Genomic DNA, 15,457 nt, shown 5'->3' on the forward strand with positions numbered 1-15,457 from the left:
CTCTGCTGTCTGCGTTCGCAGCGGCGCACTCTCGTACCTTCAGAAAGCCATACTCATGCGCAGATCACTTCGCCCGACGGCGGCAATACTCGCCGCGGTCGTCGCCCTCGCTCTTGCCGGCTGCTCCAGCTCGTCAGATAGCGGTACCGGAACCGAGGGCACCCAGAAAACCTCAGGTTCTGCCGAGGGATGGCCGCGCACCGTCGATCACGGCGACCGCAGTACCGAGATCACCTCGAAGCCGACCCGAATCGTGTCCACCTCGCCGTCGTTGACCGGCACGCTGCTAGCAATCGGTGCGCCGGTCGTCGCCAGCGCGGCAACAACGCCGTCGGGAATGACCGATGACCAGGGATTCTTCTCCCAGTGGTCGGAGGTGGCCGCTGATCGTGGAGTCGAGGTTCTCTACCGAAATCTCGAGCTGAACCTCGACGCGATCGAGACGTTCGAACCCGATCTGATCATCGGGTCCGCCAACGGAGGTGACTCGACGCTCGACGCCTACGCGCAGCTGAGCGACATCGCACCCACCGTTCTTCTCGACTACGGCGCCAGCTCCTGGGAGGAACTCGCTGATCAGCTCGGGACTGTCACCGGACTCGAGAGCGAGGCAGGCAAGACCGTCGACGAGTACGACAGCTGGGTGACGACGCAGGCCGGGAAGATCAAACTTCCCGAGCAGCCGGTGACGGCGCTGGTCTACATGGGTGCCGACGGTGTCTGGACGTTCCGAGCCGACAGCCCACAGGGCAATCTGCTGACCTCGCTCGGCTTTACCTATGCCGAGCCCGCTGAGCAGTTTGTCGCCCCGGACAAGCGGGGCGCCTCCGGCGTCGCGATCGTCAGCTCCGAGAACATGTCTGCCGCCCTTGACGGCTCACAGACGCTGTTTGCCGTCTCGATGGGACCCAAGGATGTTGAGAAGCAACTTGCTGCCGATCCGCTTCTCGCCAATCAACCTGCTGTCAAGGGTGATCGGGTCTACGCGATGGGAACGGCGGCTTTCCGCCTCGACTACTTCAGTGCCAAGCAGACAGTCGAGTCGCTGGTGTCCACGTTCGGTGGATGACGGCGTGAGCGCTTCTTCGCAGTCCCGGACCGAAGCACCGCTGCGGTCCGGGACAGCCGCGCGTGCGGGGTTGTTGGTCCTGGCCTCCGTGGTCGTGATCGTGCTGGCGTCCGTTGGTGGGCTGGTACTCGGCTCTCGCAACATCCCCGTCGCCACCGTGCTCGACGCGATCTTTTCCTACGACGCCGGCAACAACGAACACCTCGTTGTGATCGGATCACGCTTGCCCCGAACAATTCTCGGTCTGGTGGTCGGGGCTGCGCTCGGACTGGCCGGCGCGCTGATGCAGTCGATCACCCGCAACCCACTGGCCGATCCGGGGCTACTGGGTGTGAACGCCGGAGCATCAGCGGCAGTCGTGATTGCGATTGCCTATCTGGGGGTGACTTCGGTCGGCGGTTATCTGTGGTTCGCGCTCGCCGGCGCGGCCGTTGCCTCGGTGGGTGTGTACATGTTGGGGTCTGCGCATCGCAGCGCCGCGACCCCATCGCGCATGGCGCTCGCCGGTGCCGCTGTGGCAACGGCGATCACGGCGCTCACCAGCATGGTTCTCATCAGCAATGAGGCTGCCTTCAATCAGTTCCGATTCTGGGCAGTGGGTTCGTTGCAGGGGCGCGGCGGAGACGTGATCGTCACCGTTCTTCCCTTCATCGCGATCGGTATCGTGTTGTCGTTGTTGCTGATTCGTCCACTCAATGCGATTGCTCTTGGTGAGGACGTCGCCAAAGGGCTCGGCGCCCGCACTGGTCCCGCCCGGGCCGGATCCGCTGTAGCAGTCATCCTGCTCGCGGGGGCGGCCACCGCGGCGGCAGGCCCACTCGGATTCGTGGGGCTGGCTGCGCCGCATATCGTGCGCGGCGTGGTCGGACCGGACCTGCGTCTTCTTCTGCCGTGCGTGCTCGTCGTCGCGCCGGCGTTTCTTCTCTTGGCCGACGTTCTCGGTCGCGTTGTCACCTCGCCGGGAGATCTGCAGACGGGGATCGCGGTGGCTGTGCTCGGCGGACCGTTGTTTGTCGCGCTCGTTCGCTCACGGCGGGTGGCGTCACTGTGAACATGATTGCCGCGCAGCCGGTCCCACCGCTCTTTCGCGGTTGGGTGGTTCGAATCGGGTCGTGGTCGTGGCGAATAGTCCCACGAGTGCTGTTCGTTGCCATATCAATCAGCGCGGCATTGGCGGCGCTCTCGTTTGCCACGCTGATGTACGGAACTTTGGACCTGTCCTTGGGTGACGTGTGGCGCGCTCTGAACGGCGAAGGCACCCCAGCGGCGGTTCGGTCCGTCCAGAATCGCCGGCTTCCACGGCTGATCACCGCGATCGGGGTGGGCGGAAGCCTCGGTGTGGCCGGCGCGGTTTTCCAGACGCTTTCGCGCAATGTTCTCGGCTCGCCGGACATCATCGGTTTCACCACCGGCGCTGCGACGGCGGCGGTGGTACAGATCGTGTTCTTCGGCGGCGGGGTACTCCAGACCGCGGGCGCTGCTGTTCTCGGCGGCATGCTGACCGCATTGCTCGTGTACGCGCTGGCACGCAAAGACGGAGTCAGCGGCGGTCTTCGACTCGTCCTGGTCGGCATCGGAGTTGGGGCGATGCTGAGCGCCGTGATGTCGTTCCTGGTGGTACGCGCGGATATCGACGACGCCACCGTGGTGCAGCAGTGGACGGCCGGTTCGCTGACCGGGCGCGGTTGGCCACACGCGATCAGCGTTGCGATCGCCGTCGGTGTTCTCGTTCCTGCTCTCGTCATGGTGTCCAGGCGCGTCACCATGATGGAAATGGGCGACGACGCAGCATCTTCGCTCGGAATCTCCGTGGAGCGATACCGATTCGCCGGCATCCTGCTTGCGGTCGCGCTCACCGGAGCAGCCACTGCAGCTACCGGTCCCATCGCCTTTGTGGCGCTCGCAGCTCCCCAGATCGCACGACGGTTGGCTCGGCGCAGCGGTGTTCTTGTCGCGACCTCCTTCCTGCTCGGCGCGGTTCTGTTGGCGGGCGCCGACTTGATTGCCCAAGCGGTCGAGGTCGGTCTCCGAACTCCGGTCGGTCTTGTCACCAGTCTACTCGGCGGTGCCTATCTGATCTGGCTGCTGGCCCGTCAGGCCTGAAAACCTTGCTACGAAAGAGATTCATGACTACAGATACTCCGGTATCGCGGCTACACGCCGAGAAGATCGAGCTCCGGTACGCCGATCGAACCATCGTGGACGAGTTGAGTCTCGAGATCCCCGACGGCGGTTTCACCGTGGTCGTCGGACCGAACGGGTGCGGCAAGTCGACGTTGTTGCGTGGGCTCGGCAGAATGCTCGCGCCGCGATCGGGTCGGGTTCTGCTCGACGGTAACGACATTCGGTCCTACCGCACCAAGGAAGTGGCTCGGCGCATCGCTCTGCTGCCGCAGTCTCCGCTCTCACCCGGAGCGATCACCGTGGCAGACCTCGTGGCTCGCGGCCGATATCCGTACCAGAGCATGCTGCGCCAATGGTCACCCGAAGACGAGCGTGTTGTCGCCGAAGCGCTTGCCGAGGTCGGAATGCGCGATGCAGCAGATCAATTGGTGGACGAACTGAGCGGTGGACAACGGCAGCGGGTATGGATCGCCATGACACTCGCGCAGCGCACCCCGGTGTTGTTGCTCGACGAACCGACCACCTTTCTCGACATCGCCCACCAGATCGAGGTTCTCGACCTCTGTTCCCAACTACACCAGTCCGGCCGAACATTGGTTGCGGTCCTGCACGACCTGAATCTCGCGGCCCGATATGCCACGCACGTAGTTGCCATGCGGTCCGGAAAAATCGTCATGCAGGGCAGTGCCTCGGACGTCTTCACCCCTGAGTTACTGCGTGAAGTGTTCGACCTCGAGGCTCTGGTCCTCGAAGATCCCGAAACCGGACGGCCACTTGTTGTTCCGCGTGATCGAAGACCTGCCAGCCAGCTACCCGTCCACAACTGAACCACCGATCAGGAGATATCAATGACTACCGCATCTCGACCTGAAGAAACTGAAACCTCTGCGTCGGCAAAGGCGCCACGCGGCGAAGATCACGACCGCGGTCTCAACGACGTGGTTGCCGTCGTCGAAAGCGTCGAACGTCCGACCGAGAGCATCTTGCGCATCACCGCCCAGCTGACGTCATCGGCGGACGACCCGAATTGGTTGCGTCCCAACGTCGCATTCCGCATCCAGTTGGGCCCGCAGTACGGCGACGTCTCTCGTGTCTACACGGTGCGCACCTTCGATGCGTCGAGCGGTTTGATGACCTTCGACGTCGTGCTGCACGGTCACACCAGCCCGATGATGCGGTGGGCCGACGACCGTCGTGTGGGTGACACGTTCTCGCTCACCGGCCCTCGCCCGCACTTCCTCGTTCCCGAGATCGCTGGTCGCCGCGTCGCACTGTTTGCCGACGACACTGCGATACCTGCCCTCTATTCGATTCTGCTTCAGTGGCCCGAGGGTGTGACCGGTGTCGGTTGGGTCGCCACCGGTGACGCCGAGGCTTTCGCGGAACTGCCCGTGATCCCCGGCCTCGAATTGCATCATGTCGAAGATCGCCTCGCCGAATATGCCCTCGAGCTCGAGAACCCAGGAGACTATGCGGTGTGGGGTGCCGGGGAACGGGACGAAATGCGCTCCATCCGAGCGCATTTCCGTAAGACTGTCGGCCTGGAGAAGGACGACGTGGTTGTCTTCGGCTACTGGAAGCGCGGAGTCAGCACCACCGAGATAGATCAGAACCGACTTCGGAACTACACGAGCATTCTCGAAAGCGGCGGCACACTCGCGGATATCGACGATCTCGCCATCGGGATCTGAAACGGCGGTTGGATCCTTCAACCCGCCGCGTGTTCTTCCGGCGCCAGTGAATTGCCCGGTGCGATGTTCGAGCAGTTGTTCGGCGCCGGATTCCCATTGAAGCGGTCGTTGAGCCAGGTGATGGCGCCGGGGAGCCAAAGCGCGCCACCGGGAACGTGACTGATGGTGTCGTACTGGTCGTACTGGATGGACAAACCTGCGTCGCAATAACGAGTGGCGAGTGTGCGGACGTCCCCGGCAACCATGACTCCGTCGCCAGGGCCGACGCCGGGTCCACCTGGCTGGGTGCCCTCGAGGGCTCCGTTTGCGGCTTGAGCGATGAACATAGGGATGGTGGGTATCGGCGCGTTGCCCATGTTGATTTTGTTGGCGACGTCGACGTACTCGGGCACCGAGTTGGGGTTCGCATACTCTGGTTTGGCAAGGTCCTGCCAGGTCACCCCCGGGTACTGCAGGATGACGTTCCCGATCGAGGCATCCTCGATGCGAGGTAGGAGTTCGCGTCCGCGATCGCCGAGATACGGATCGAAATCTATGTCGTAGGCACGGGCAAGTCCGACAACTGCCATCCCGACAACGCCTGCCCAGCCGATGCTTCCGTTTGCGTACCGGAGGTTGTTCGCCGGGTTGACCAACAGTCCACCCTGGGCGGCGCCGATCAGGTCCTCGTTGATGTCCGGGGCGTAGTCCGGAGCGAGGATGGACGCCCAGTTGGTGGCGATTGCTCCGCCCGAGTATCCCATCAGGCCGATCTCGGCTGAGTCGGCAATACCTGTCTCGGGAGTGTTACGGGCGGCGCGAAGAGAGTCGAGAGTCATCATTCCGTATTCGGGTCCCGCCGCGAAGTCTGCGTTCGGCCCTTCGGTGTCGGGAATGACGACGGTGTAGCCCAGTGCCAGTAGGGGACCGAACATGGCAGCTTCGCCGGAAGCGAGAGTCCCGCCGAAGGCGACGTTCCGTCCGCTGGCGGTCAGGCTGCCGATCGGGGTGTCCCCCGCGACAGCTCGTGACGGACCGTCTTCCGGGTTCAGCGAATCGTAGGCCGACTGGAACGAGACAACTTTGTCCGGCTGGGCATTGGGTGGTCGAAGAATCGATGTGACATTCGCAGACGGCCGGCCGAGAGCGTCGGTCGACCGGTATAACACCTGCACGGCTTGCAACGGGGTAGGAATGTTGACGACGTGATAGGGCAAGGTTCTCGTTTTGAGAACGGCCCCAGGCTGATACGACGACAGCGGTGCCGAACCGTCGTACTGATAGAAGGAATCCGCCGACGGTTGCGCGGCGACAGTAGGTGCTGTGATGCCTGTGAGTGCAATGGCTGTCAGCGCCACCGCTCCCTGAAAGAGAATCCTCGATGCCACGATCGACCCTTCGGTTTCGTATGTCTCTCGGTACTTGACGGGCTGGTGTGATGACGACCACACGCTATCTTACTTTTGAGTAATAAACGAGAGGCTTGCGCTGGTTGTTTTGAATCATGCGCGGACGCAATCAGATTGAGCTCGTTGTTGTAACCAGGCTGATTCGGTCCAGGGCGTCATGTGTACGATACGACTAGTAGCTATCGCGACAAGTTGCTGCCTTGGGCTGTGCCGGGTCCTCCGATGCCGGGAAATGCTCTGTGCTGCAAGGTCTTGAAGGACTAAGGAGTGGACATGGGTAAGCGCGCTCCCGATGACGGCGTGTTTCGGGGCTCGGGTGATGCCGAGACGGGATTGCTGACTCCTCCGAGCGGTGCACGTAGTGAGGCGGCTCACGAGAAGGCCCTTAGATCAGCAGAAGCTCTTCTGAAATCCGGTGGAATGAAGGCCGCGACCATCGATGCGATCTCCGAACAATCCGGTGTCAGCAAGGTGACTCTGTATCGGCACTGGCCGTCGCGGCAAGCTATCGCTGCTGAAGCATTCGGCGTGCTCATGGCTCGTCATCTGACATTTCCCGAGACCGATAGTGCGCAAGCCGATTTGAACGACTATCTAGGTGACATCGGAAAGTTCTACCGAGGTCCACTCGGGTCGATCTTTGCCGAACTTGTCGGCGCGTGTGCCAACGATCCGACGACGGCGGCATACTTCCGCACTTTCTTCCTCGACGAACGTCGTCGGGGTTTCGCCGCACTGATTCGGCGGTGTGTGGATTCCGGCTACTTTCGCGAAGACATCGACACCGAGGAAGCGATCGATCTGTTCTTCGGGCCGTTGATCTACCGGATGTTGGTCGGGCACGCGGGTATCGATGACAACACTGTGCGCTCGATCATCGATCACGCAGTTCGTGGACTCCGCAGTGGTGCATAAACGGGTTCTCCGTTGAGAATCCGCAGCGAAGGGGAGGGCGAATTGCCCTCCCCGCACTGCGATGTGCCTCAACACTCGGGTGTCAGCTGAGCATCTTCAGTACTAGCTGGTACTCACCGTTGATCTCGGCATTGCGAAGCGGCTTGGCGGCGTCGACCACGATTTCCGTGGCGTCGTCGTGCGCCTTCAGTAGGCCGATGGTCTCGGCAATGTAGTCATCAAGTGGCAGAGCTGATTCCGAGTTCTCCTGACCCATCAGCGTGGTGCGGACTCCTGGTGGGATGAGTTCGATGCACTGGATCGAGGTATCGGCGAGTTGTACGCGCATGCTCTCGGTGAAGAGATGAACCGCCGCCTTTGTCGCGTTGTACGTGGGCGTGACGGGCAGCGGGACGAAGCCGACGGCGGATGAGACGGTGATGATGGTGGCATTGGGCTTCGTCATCAGATGCGGGATGAACTGGCCGGCCAAGCGAATTGTTCCGAGAAGGTTTGTCGTGACGGTTCTCTCGGCGACGTCGAGGAAGTCCGGGTTCTTCAAGTCTTCCGGGTACATGATTCCCGACATCGTCACGAGGACGTTCAGATCGGGAAATGCCTCGGTGACGGATTCATGCGCCGTTCGAATGGATTTCGGGTCGTCCACGTCGATAACGACCGTGCTGATGCCCGGGTACTTGTCCGAGATCTCTTGCAGCAGAGCGGATCGACGCCCTCCGACGATTACCTTGTTCCCCTCGTTCTGCAATCCCACTGCAAGTGCGAGGCCGATACCGGAAGTTCCGCCGGCAATGAAGATGGTATTTCCCGAGATTTTCAATTTGTGCTTCCTTGGTTTGTCGTGGGCGTCGACGTGGCGACAGTGATGGATTTGAGTTGGGTGTATTCGTTGAGCGTCTCGAGGCAGAACTCTCGCCCCAGACCGCTTTCCTTGAATCCCCCGAAGGGGATGCCGCCTCCCAGATTGAAGTACTGATTGATCCAGACGCAGCCCGCATCAAGACGATCCGCGGTTTCCATCGCGTTCTTCAGGTTGGAGGTATAGATCCCAGCAGCGAGACCGTACGGAGTGTCATTGGCTTCTGCGATCACGTGCTCGTAGTTGTTCCATCTGAGGACGCACAGGACAGGTCCGAATATTTCGTCCTGTGCGATTCGCATCGAGTTGGTGACCTCGAGAATCGTCGGCGCGACGAAGTTTCCGGCTTCGAATCCCGGCACTTCTACCAGATCTCCACCTGTAAGTAGTTGTGCGCCTTCGTCGATCCCGGATTTGATCATGGAGATCACACGTTCGGCGTGTTCCTGGTGGATCAATCCGCTCAGTTCGGTGTCCTCGTTCAGTGGCGGCCCGACTCGCAATGATCGGAATCCTGCGACGAGTTTTTCCACGAAGGTGTCATAGATATCCTCGTGGATGAAGAGACGTGTTCCGGCCAAGCAGGATTGGCCGTTGCACATGAGGACACCTGCGGTGGCATCGGCGACCACTGCATCGATGTCCTCGATATCAGGAAACACGATGCTGGGACTCTTGCCGCCGAGTTCGAGTGTGGTCGAGATCAGCCGTGAGGCTGCGGCGTGTGCCACGAGTCGGCCGACTTCGGTGCTTCCGGTGAAAGCGAGTTTGCTGACCTTCGGATGGTCTATCAGGGCTGCGCCGGCTTCCTCGCCAAGGCCAGGGACGACATTGAAAACGCCTGCGGGAAACACGTCGGCGGCGATCCTGGCCAGCTCCATGACGGAAACGCAAGCATTTTCATCAGGTTTGAGGACCACTGTGTTTCCCGCAGCGAGAGCAGGTGCAATCTTGAACGCCGTCATTACCACGGGATCGTTCCAGGGAATGATCTGTCCACATACGCCCAATGGCACTCGCTTCGCGACCAGGTATCCCGATGCCAACTCGCGGCCGAAGCCATGGTGGGCCAGCGAGATTGACGCAAAGTATCGCAGGTGTGAGACGGCGGCTCGATAGTCCTCGCGCATCTCCCTGATATGGCGCCCGGTATCCATACATTCGAGCTGGGCAAGCTCTTCGGCCCGATCCTCCACGAGCGCGGCAAACTGCAAGATTTTGGCGGATCGTTCTTCAGCGGTCAGGTTCGCCCATGCAGGAAATGCCCGCCTGGCGGCTTCGACCGCGTCGTCGATCTCTGTGGGCCCGCACCGAGACAGTGTGGCGAGTAGAGCGCCGGAAGCGGCGTTACGGGCCTCGAATGTGGATGTGCCCATGGCTCGGAACGCTCCGTTGATGAACGCACCGTATTCACGAACTGCTTGACCCTCCATGGAACCTCCTAGATCGGTCAATCACTGACTGACGAAGTGTACTGTACGTTTCGTACACTTGTCGATGGTCGGTTCTCGGACCGGCCTCTCGTTCGCCGCTGGTTTCCGTTGGCTACTCTCGCTTTGATCAACTCGAGAATGCGGCGGTGAGAGGTGGGGGTGGTGACGGCGAGGATCACCGAGGGCGTGTTCTTCACTACGCCGCCGGATCTGCCGCGAGGTCGGCATGAACTGAGCAGGGATGACGTACTGACTGCGCAGCGCGAGCGGCTGATGATCGCCACGACGGAACTGATGGCGGACTCGGGTTATCAGGGCGTCGGTGTGCGTCAGATCGCCAAGCGGGCAAGAATTTCGCCGGCCGCGTTCTATGAATGTTTTCCTGACAAGGATGCGTGCGTCTTTGCTGCGTACGGCAGGTTCATCGAAGTTCTGCTCACTCGTATTCGCGGGATCTTTCCGGTCGGTTCCTTTGCTTGGGACCGCCACGCCATCGCTGATATCGTCGAGGGTTATCTGACTGCGCTGAACGCAGATCCCGTTGTGGCTCGGGCATTTCAAGTAGAGATGGATGCTCTCGGGCGACGCGCGCGCGTGCAACGAAGAGCTGCACTGGTCGGGATGTCCGAAGTGCTGAAAGCGGAGCGTGAGCGAGCGCCGGGCAATCCGCGAGTCCCGCTGAGCGCTTATGTCGGAGCGGTGTATGCCATTCGGCAGCTTGCATCCGATGCGCTCGACGAGCCGGAGAAGGGGTCGATCGTAGCCCTGTCGGCCGAGGCTGGCGTGTGGATCGAGGCCATGCTTTCCGCCGTGTCGAACTGAGCCTGGCTGGCCGAGAAGTGCCTGAAGGGCACGTCCCGAACAAGTTCTGCGTGACTTGCGTCATACGAACCTGTATAAAAGAAACGTCTGTAACTTTTATAGTTCGAACAGAGAGATTCCTTCATGATCCTTCGTCGCGTGATACCCGCAATCGCGGCTTCCGCACTGCTCGCAATCTCGAGCCTCGCTCAAGCGAACGCGGAACCATTCACTGGTTCAACCGGTTCCGTGGGCTCTCTCGGCTCGACGGGTCCTGTTGCGGGATGTCCCGAGTCGATCGATCCGGCATCATTCGCCACGGCTGACGATCTGCGTGACCTCAATGCAAAGATTGCAGGCTTCGGCCTCCGATCGACGGCAAGCGCTGAGCACGAGAGCATGATCGACTGGGTCGAAGACAGCATGCGTGCACTACCTGGCGTCGCGATTGATTCGGACGACTATCAGATCAAGCGCTGGCAGCCGTCACCGTTGGCGTCAGATGGTCCTGGCCGCGACCTGGTGGCTGCCGGCAAGCTGGCTGTATTACAGCCGGATGCTGCACCGGAAGTACTACGGACAGCAGGCGCGGTCCCGTACTCACTGCCCACGGGCGAGGAAGGCCGGACGGCTCCACTGGTCTATCTTCCACCTGGAACCGCGATCACGCCGGAGAACTCGAAGGGTCGCATCGTGATTCGCGATGTCCAGAGCCCAGCAGTGCCGTATGCGACTTTTGCTGCTTTCTCGCATTACATGACTCCCGACTTCCCGCTGGCGGGTAACTACGAACGGCCGTTCACTGCGGCGCTCGAAACGGATCCATTGGCAGCAGGACTCGCGGGTGCGGCCGGGCTCATTCTCGCGTGGAACGTTCCTGCAGAACAGATTCAAGGCTACTTCGATCCTCACACCGGCACACACTTCACCGTGCCCGCGGTATGGGCAGGCGTCGACGAAGCTGTCCGACTCAAGCAGTTGGCGGAATCCGGAACCGAGGCGAAGATCTCTGTTCTCGCGGACGTCGACACGGCTCCCACTCGAAATCTGATCGCCACGATTCCCGGGCAGAGCCAGGAAAGAATTGTGATCAACACCCACACCGACGGCGCAACCTGGGTGCAGGAGAACGGCAGTGCTGCGGTTCTGGCACTCGCACAGTATCTTTCGCGTCTGCCACTCGAATGCCGTCCACGTACCTACGAGTTCGTCTTTGCCAGTGCACATCTGCATATGTCTCGAGAGGGAACAGATCGGTACGCGACGGAGCTGGACAAGGAATACGACAGCGGATCCGTCGCCTTCGACTTCTCTGTCGAGCACATGGGTACGCGGGAGATTCTGCCTGTCGATCGCACAGATGGACCCGGCCAGAGGCTTGAATTCACCGGGGTCGGTGAGCCGTACTCGTGGTTCGCCGGAAGTGAAAGTTCGTCACTGGTCGCCGCATTGGTGGCAGCGGTCAAGTCTCATCCGCTCGACCGGACGGCAGTTCTGCGGGGCTTCGACCGGCCGCAGCCTGCCCGAGTTCCCGTGTTCTGCAGCTTCGGAGGCCTCGGCACGAGCTTCCATAATCGCCTGATTCCGACCATCGGAGGAATCTCCGGTCCCTGGTCGCTGTGGGCTCCGTCGTTCGGCGCCGACGCGATCGACTTCGAACGTATGCATCAGCAGACGCTGGTCATGGGTGACACCCTGCTCGCGCTCGACAGCACTCCCCGTGAGGAACTCGCGGGTGGCTATCCGGCGGAGCGAGCAGCGCGTGCGGCCGGTGCGCAGACATGCACTCACTTGCTGCCTCCGGAAGATGCACCCATTCCGCAGTGATAACGATGGGAGCGGCTGAGCGATAGTGGTTGTCGCTCAGCCGATTTCCTAGACGACCGGCAGATTTTTCATGGCCTGTGAGACATAACCGGTGCCGATCTTGACGCCACCCAGCCACTCGGTCAGACGAACTGCCTCGGCGTCGAGCGACCGTTGCGCATCGGCGGACACGGATTCGAGTACTCGAACGTGGACCACTCCGGCGGCGTCTTGGATCCAGCAGCCCACGACACGACCGTCGACCCAAGCTGTGGTGCCGGCATTACCGCGGGTGTCGAAGAGTTGGTTGCGGTGCGGGCCGAGATAGAAGTCACGGTTCTTCCACCCCATGATCGTCGGGTCGAGCACCGGTAGGAGTGCCGCCCAAGGACCTGGATCACACACCGTGGCGACGTCATCCGGTAGTAACCAGCCGGTGTCGCCACCGTCGAGTGAGACTGCAACGGCTTCGAGTTCGGCGAGGGCTGCCCGGACGACCGTCTTGGTCGAGCCCAGCCACCAGACGATGTCGTCTTCCGTCCCCGGTCCGAAGGAGTGGAGCCAGCGTCGGACTATTTCTCGGTATCCGTCTGCAGATTCGAGATCGATGGGGGCGTCGTCGAGCCAGTGTCGAGTGAGAGTCCACAGTGGGCGTGAGACGGGGAATCGGGCGGTGTTGGCGCCGCGCATGATGTCTGCGGTCGCCCCGAGGTGCGTGAGAACCCTGGGTGCCGACCAGATTTCGCCTGCCGAACCCTCGACCTTGACGTCGATCATCGGTACTGCCTGACGGACCTCGAGTGCAGAAAGGCCTTCAGGGGCATCAGTGAGCAGTGTCAGAACCTCCGCCCGCGCGCGATCGAGCCAGTCGCTGCCGTCGACGGCGATTCCGGCCTTGACGACATCCTTGGCCATTCGTGCGCGCTCGGTGTTCGCGACGCGGGCGGACGCACTCGACCACGCGGCCGGCAGCAAGTCTCGGGGAAAGGTGAAGAGCGTGCGGCGCATTGCCAATTGCTTCACGAGACTGCGTTGGTCGTACAACGCGTTGTCGACGTCGGCGGCGTCCAATGACCGAACCCTCGCCCAGCAAGACAGATAGACAGTCGCTGATTCGGTGGCGTGCAGTACCGTCATCGCCCGCGTTGCAGCTTCCGGAGAATCGACGCGGAACGAAGGCGCCAGCGCATGACGTACTCCTATGCGTGCACGGCGTTCGTCGTCGGAAACATGGCGCATCAGGCCATCGTGCCACAGGCCAAGTGCGTCGTATCGGCTAGTTGCGCGAGAGTTCGATTGCGCCAGTAGTCGTCGTGTTGGAGATGTGTGATGGCCCCGGGCGTGGTCGCGAAGGTCGCAAACCCTGTGGCTTCGACGGGGATCTGCAGCCAAGCGGAGACGACGAATGTGTGTGCGAATCCGTGTGTTACGACGATGTGATCGTGATCGAGTTCGGTCATCAGTTCGCGAATGCACTCGCCGACCCTTGATGCGATGTCGCGGCGGGTTTCGGCACCGGCAACGGGGCCACGGTGATCGAGGCGGTTGTTGTCAGGAGCCGGAACCTGCCGCTGGGTCAGCCACGAGTTCGGGCGCCCTTCGGCTTCTCCGAAGCTGATTTCGCGCAATCGAGAGTCTGTTGTCGCCGGAACATCGAGCGTCCGGGCGATGATCGCGGATGTCTCGGCGCACCGTTCGAGGTCGGAAGAGGTGATGCGGATCGGGCGCGAAGTTCCTGTGCGTCGACGTTTCAACTCTTCGGCGATCAACTCTGCATCGCGCCTGCCGGCGGGCGTGAGAACCGAATTGTGCCAACCTCCGACGATGTCCTGTGCTGTGTGTTCGGCATGAGGATGAGTGACGACGTAAAGATCCTGCACGAGACCCCTTTCGTTACCCGACCGTTTCGGGCAACAGTATTCCAGGATTGAGGATTCCACGCGGATCCCAGGACGATTTGATCAGCTTCATGGCGGCGATGTCGGTTTCCGTGCGCCCCAGCGCTATCCACGGTGACTTCGCGCGACCGATCCCGTGCTCGGCGCTGATACTTCCGTGATGGGCGGAGACGAGTTCGAAGACCGTATCGGTCAGTTCGTGGGCGATGCTCGGTTCGGCGTCAAGAAGATTCACATGGATATTCCCGTCGGCGAAGTGTCCGAACAACATTGGACGCACATGGACGAATCGTTCGGTGAGTACTTCGCGGAGGCTCTCGATGAACATGCCCATCACGGACAAGGGGACGGAGATGTCGAGTTTGACCACCGGAGTCGTCGATGAAGCGCTGATGCTTTCGGTATGGCTTTCTCGCAGAGTCCACAGTTTTCGAGCGGGGCCAGGCTCGACTGTCGCGTCCTCGATGAGATCGGCAGAGGCGGAGAGAACTTCGAGGAGTGACTCTTCCGTCTCGCGCGGCGATGACACCTCGATCAGGGTGTACATCGGTGACGGTGTGCCGAACGGGCGACGGGCATCGGTGTGTGCGCAGACGAGGGAGATGCCGTCATCGGTCATGATTTCGGCGGCTTCGACGGTCAACCCGCTCTGGCGCACTCGATTACACAGCTGCAGCGCTTGATCGACGTCGCGCACACCCGCGAGCACGACCTGGGTGTCGGTCGCCGGGGTGACCAACTTCATCAGGACCTTGGTGACAATCGCGAGCGTTCCCTCACTGCCCGCAAGAAGCCCTGGGATGTCGTATCCGACATTGTCTTTGACGAGTGGAGTCCATCTACTCAGTACGGAACCATCGGCAAGTACTGCCTCGATCCCGAGTATCTGTGCCCGTGTATTTCCGTATCGGACCATGCGGGTACCACCGGCGTTGGTTGCGACGATGCCGCCGAGGGTCGCGGATTCCTTTGATGCCAAATCGATTCCGAATCGGAGGCCATGTGCGGAGGCCGCCAGGTCGGCGCGAGCGACGGTCACGCCCGCACCGGCCGCGATTGTCCGGCCGATGGGGTCGACGGTCTCGATCGAATCCAAACGCCTGGTGCTCAGCACCACTGATCCAGCCGATGGTATTCCGCCACCGACAAGTCCGGTATTTCCACCTTGTGGGGTGATGGGAATCCCGGCCTCGAAGCAGGTCGTGACGACGGCGGACACTTCGGCGGTGTCGGCCGGACGGACCACAGCTATTGCGTCACCGATCCAACGTCCCGTCCAGTCCCGTGTGTAACCCTCGATCAGCTCTGGATCGGTGAGAACATGCGCTTCGCCGACGATCTCTGCGAGCGCGTCGAAGAACCTCGCGTCCGTTGCAGATTCGCGTGCTTCGACGAGTGTTCGGGAGCTCATGTTCAACCTTGTGATCGTTCGGGGGACAGTTTTCGGGAGACGAGCGGTAGAGCAATCTGCAC

General features: G+C 61.3%; 14 protein-coding genes. 8 read left to right on the plus strand and 6 right to left on the minus strand.

Annotation, left to right across the window (positions count from 1 at the left end; all coding sequences use genetic code 11):
* The first annotated feature begins 55 nt into the window (after nt 1–55).
* The 5 genes from fepB to FEZ59_RS21200 are packed head-to-tail and all read left to right on the plus strand — an operon-like array spanning nt 56 to nt 4,884.
* Nucleotides 56–1,069 carry a Fe2+-enterobactin ABC transporter substrate-binding protein gene (fepB, locus tag FEZ59_RS21180; protein ID WP_172933141.1) on the plus strand — a complete coding sequence of 338 codons (1,014 nt, stop codon included), beginning with the start codon at nt 56–58 and terminating at the stop codon, nt 1,067–1,069.
* Nucleotides 1,070–1,073: 4 nt separating this feature from the next.
* A complete protein-coding gene (locus tag FEZ59_RS21185; RefSeq protein WP_346343241.1) occupies nt 1,074–2,120 on the plus strand; it encodes an iron chelate uptake ABC transporter family permease subunit in 1,047 nt (348 codons plus the stop codon).
* 2 nt (nt 2,121–2,122) lie between these two features.
* Nucleotides 2,123–3,172, plus strand: a complete 1,050-nt coding sequence (locus tag FEZ59_RS21190; protein WP_202023068.1) for an iron chelate uptake ABC transporter family permease subunit — start codon at nt 2,123–2,125, stop codon at nt 3,170–3,172.
* Nucleotides 3,173–3,195: 23 nt separating this feature from the next.
* Nucleotides 3,196–4,020 (plus strand): ABC transporter ATP-binding protein, encoded by an 825-nt coding sequence (locus FEZ59_RS21195; RefSeq protein ID WP_172933144.1) that lies wholly within the window; start codon nt 3,196–3,198, stop codon nt 4,018–4,020.
* Nucleotides 4,021–4,041: 21 nt separating this feature from the next.
* Nucleotides 4,042–4,884, plus strand: coding sequence for an SIP domain-containing protein (locus FEZ59_RS21200; RefSeq protein WP_172933145.1), 843 nt, complete (start codon nt 4,042–4,044; stop codon nt 4,882–4,884).
* A 17-nt stretch (nt 4,885–4,901) separates the two neighbouring features.
* Here the strand turns inward: FEZ59_RS21200 and FEZ59_RS21205 are convergent, their stop codons facing one another.
* Nucleotides 4,902–6,251: a lipase family protein gene (locus tag FEZ59_RS21205; RefSeq protein WP_172933146.1), complete on the minus strand. Its 1,350-nt coding sequence runs from the start codon at nt 6,249–6,251 to the stop codon at nt 4,902–4,904.
* A gap of 294 nt (nt 6,252–6,545) precedes the next feature.
* Here FEZ59_RS21205 and FEZ59_RS21210 point away from each other — a divergent pair, with 294 nt between their 5' ends.
* Nucleotides 6,546–7,187, plus strand: a complete 642-nt coding sequence (locus FEZ59_RS21210) for a TetR/AcrR family transcriptional regulator (RefSeq protein ID WP_021333298.1) — start codon at nt 6,546–6,548, stop codon at nt 7,185–7,187.
* Between the two features lie 82 nt (nt 7,188–7,269).
* Here the strand turns inward: FEZ59_RS21210 and FEZ59_RS21215 are convergent, their stop codons facing one another.
* Nucleotides 7,270–8,007 (minus strand): SDR family NAD(P)-dependent oxidoreductase, encoded by a 738-nt coding sequence (locus FEZ59_RS21215; protein ID WP_172933147.1) that lies wholly within the window; start codon nt 8,005–8,007, stop codon nt 7,270–7,272.
* Entirely contained in the window at nt 8,004–9,479 is a 1,476-nt protein-coding gene (locus FEZ59_RS21220) for an aldehyde dehydrogenase family protein (protein WP_172933148.1), read from the minus strand. Before FEZ59_RS21220 ends, FEZ59_RS21215 begins: the two co-directional genes overlap by 4 nt.
* A 162-nt stretch (nt 9,480–9,641) precedes the next feature.
* Between FEZ59_RS21220 and FEZ59_RS21225 the strand changes: the two genes are divergently transcribed.
* Both FEZ59_RS21225 and FEZ59_RS21230 read left to right on the plus strand, forming a co-directional pair.
* Nucleotides 9,642–10,301, plus strand: coding sequence for a TetR/AcrR family transcriptional regulator (locus FEZ59_RS21225; protein ID WP_133727338.1), 660 nt, complete (start codon nt 9,642–9,644; stop codon nt 10,299–10,301).
* Between the two features lie 123 nt (nt 10,302–10,424).
* Nucleotides 10,425–12,107, plus strand: coding sequence for a hypothetical protein (locus tag FEZ59_RS21230; RefSeq protein ID WP_172933149.1), 1,683 nt, complete (start codon nt 10,425–10,427; stop codon nt 12,105–12,107).
* A gap of 48 nt (nt 12,108–12,155) precedes the next feature.
* Here the strand turns inward: FEZ59_RS21230 and FEZ59_RS21235 are convergent, their stop codons facing one another.
* The 3 genes from FEZ59_RS21235 to FEZ59_RS21245 are packed head-to-tail and all read right to left on the minus strand — an operon-like array spanning nt 12,156 to nt 15,395.
* On the minus strand, nt 12,156–13,325 hold the full coding sequence (locus FEZ59_RS21235) for a winged helix DNA-binding domain-containing protein (RefSeq protein WP_172933150.1): 1,170 nt from the start codon (nt 13,323–13,325) through the stop codon (nt 12,156–12,158).
* Nucleotides 13,325–13,966 (minus strand): histidine phosphatase family protein, encoded by a 642-nt coding sequence (locus tag FEZ59_RS21240; protein ID WP_172933151.1) that lies wholly within the window; start codon nt 13,964–13,966, stop codon nt 13,325–13,327. Before FEZ59_RS21240 ends, FEZ59_RS21235 begins: the two co-directional genes overlap by 1 nt.
* 13 nt (nt 13,967–13,979) lie before the next feature.
* Nucleotides 13,980–15,395, minus strand: a complete 1,416-nt coding sequence (locus tag FEZ59_RS21245) for an FAD-binding oxidoreductase (RefSeq protein WP_172933152.1) — start codon at nt 15,393–15,395, stop codon at nt 13,980–13,982.
* Between the last annotated feature and the right edge of the window lie 62 nt (nt 15,396–15,457).

It is taken from the genome of Rhodococcus sp. MS13 (assembly GCF_013277835.1).
Taxonomy (GTDB): domain Bacteria; phylum Actinomycetota; class Actinomycetes; order Mycobacteriales; family Mycobacteriaceae; genus Rhodococcus_F; species Rhodococcus_F erythropolis.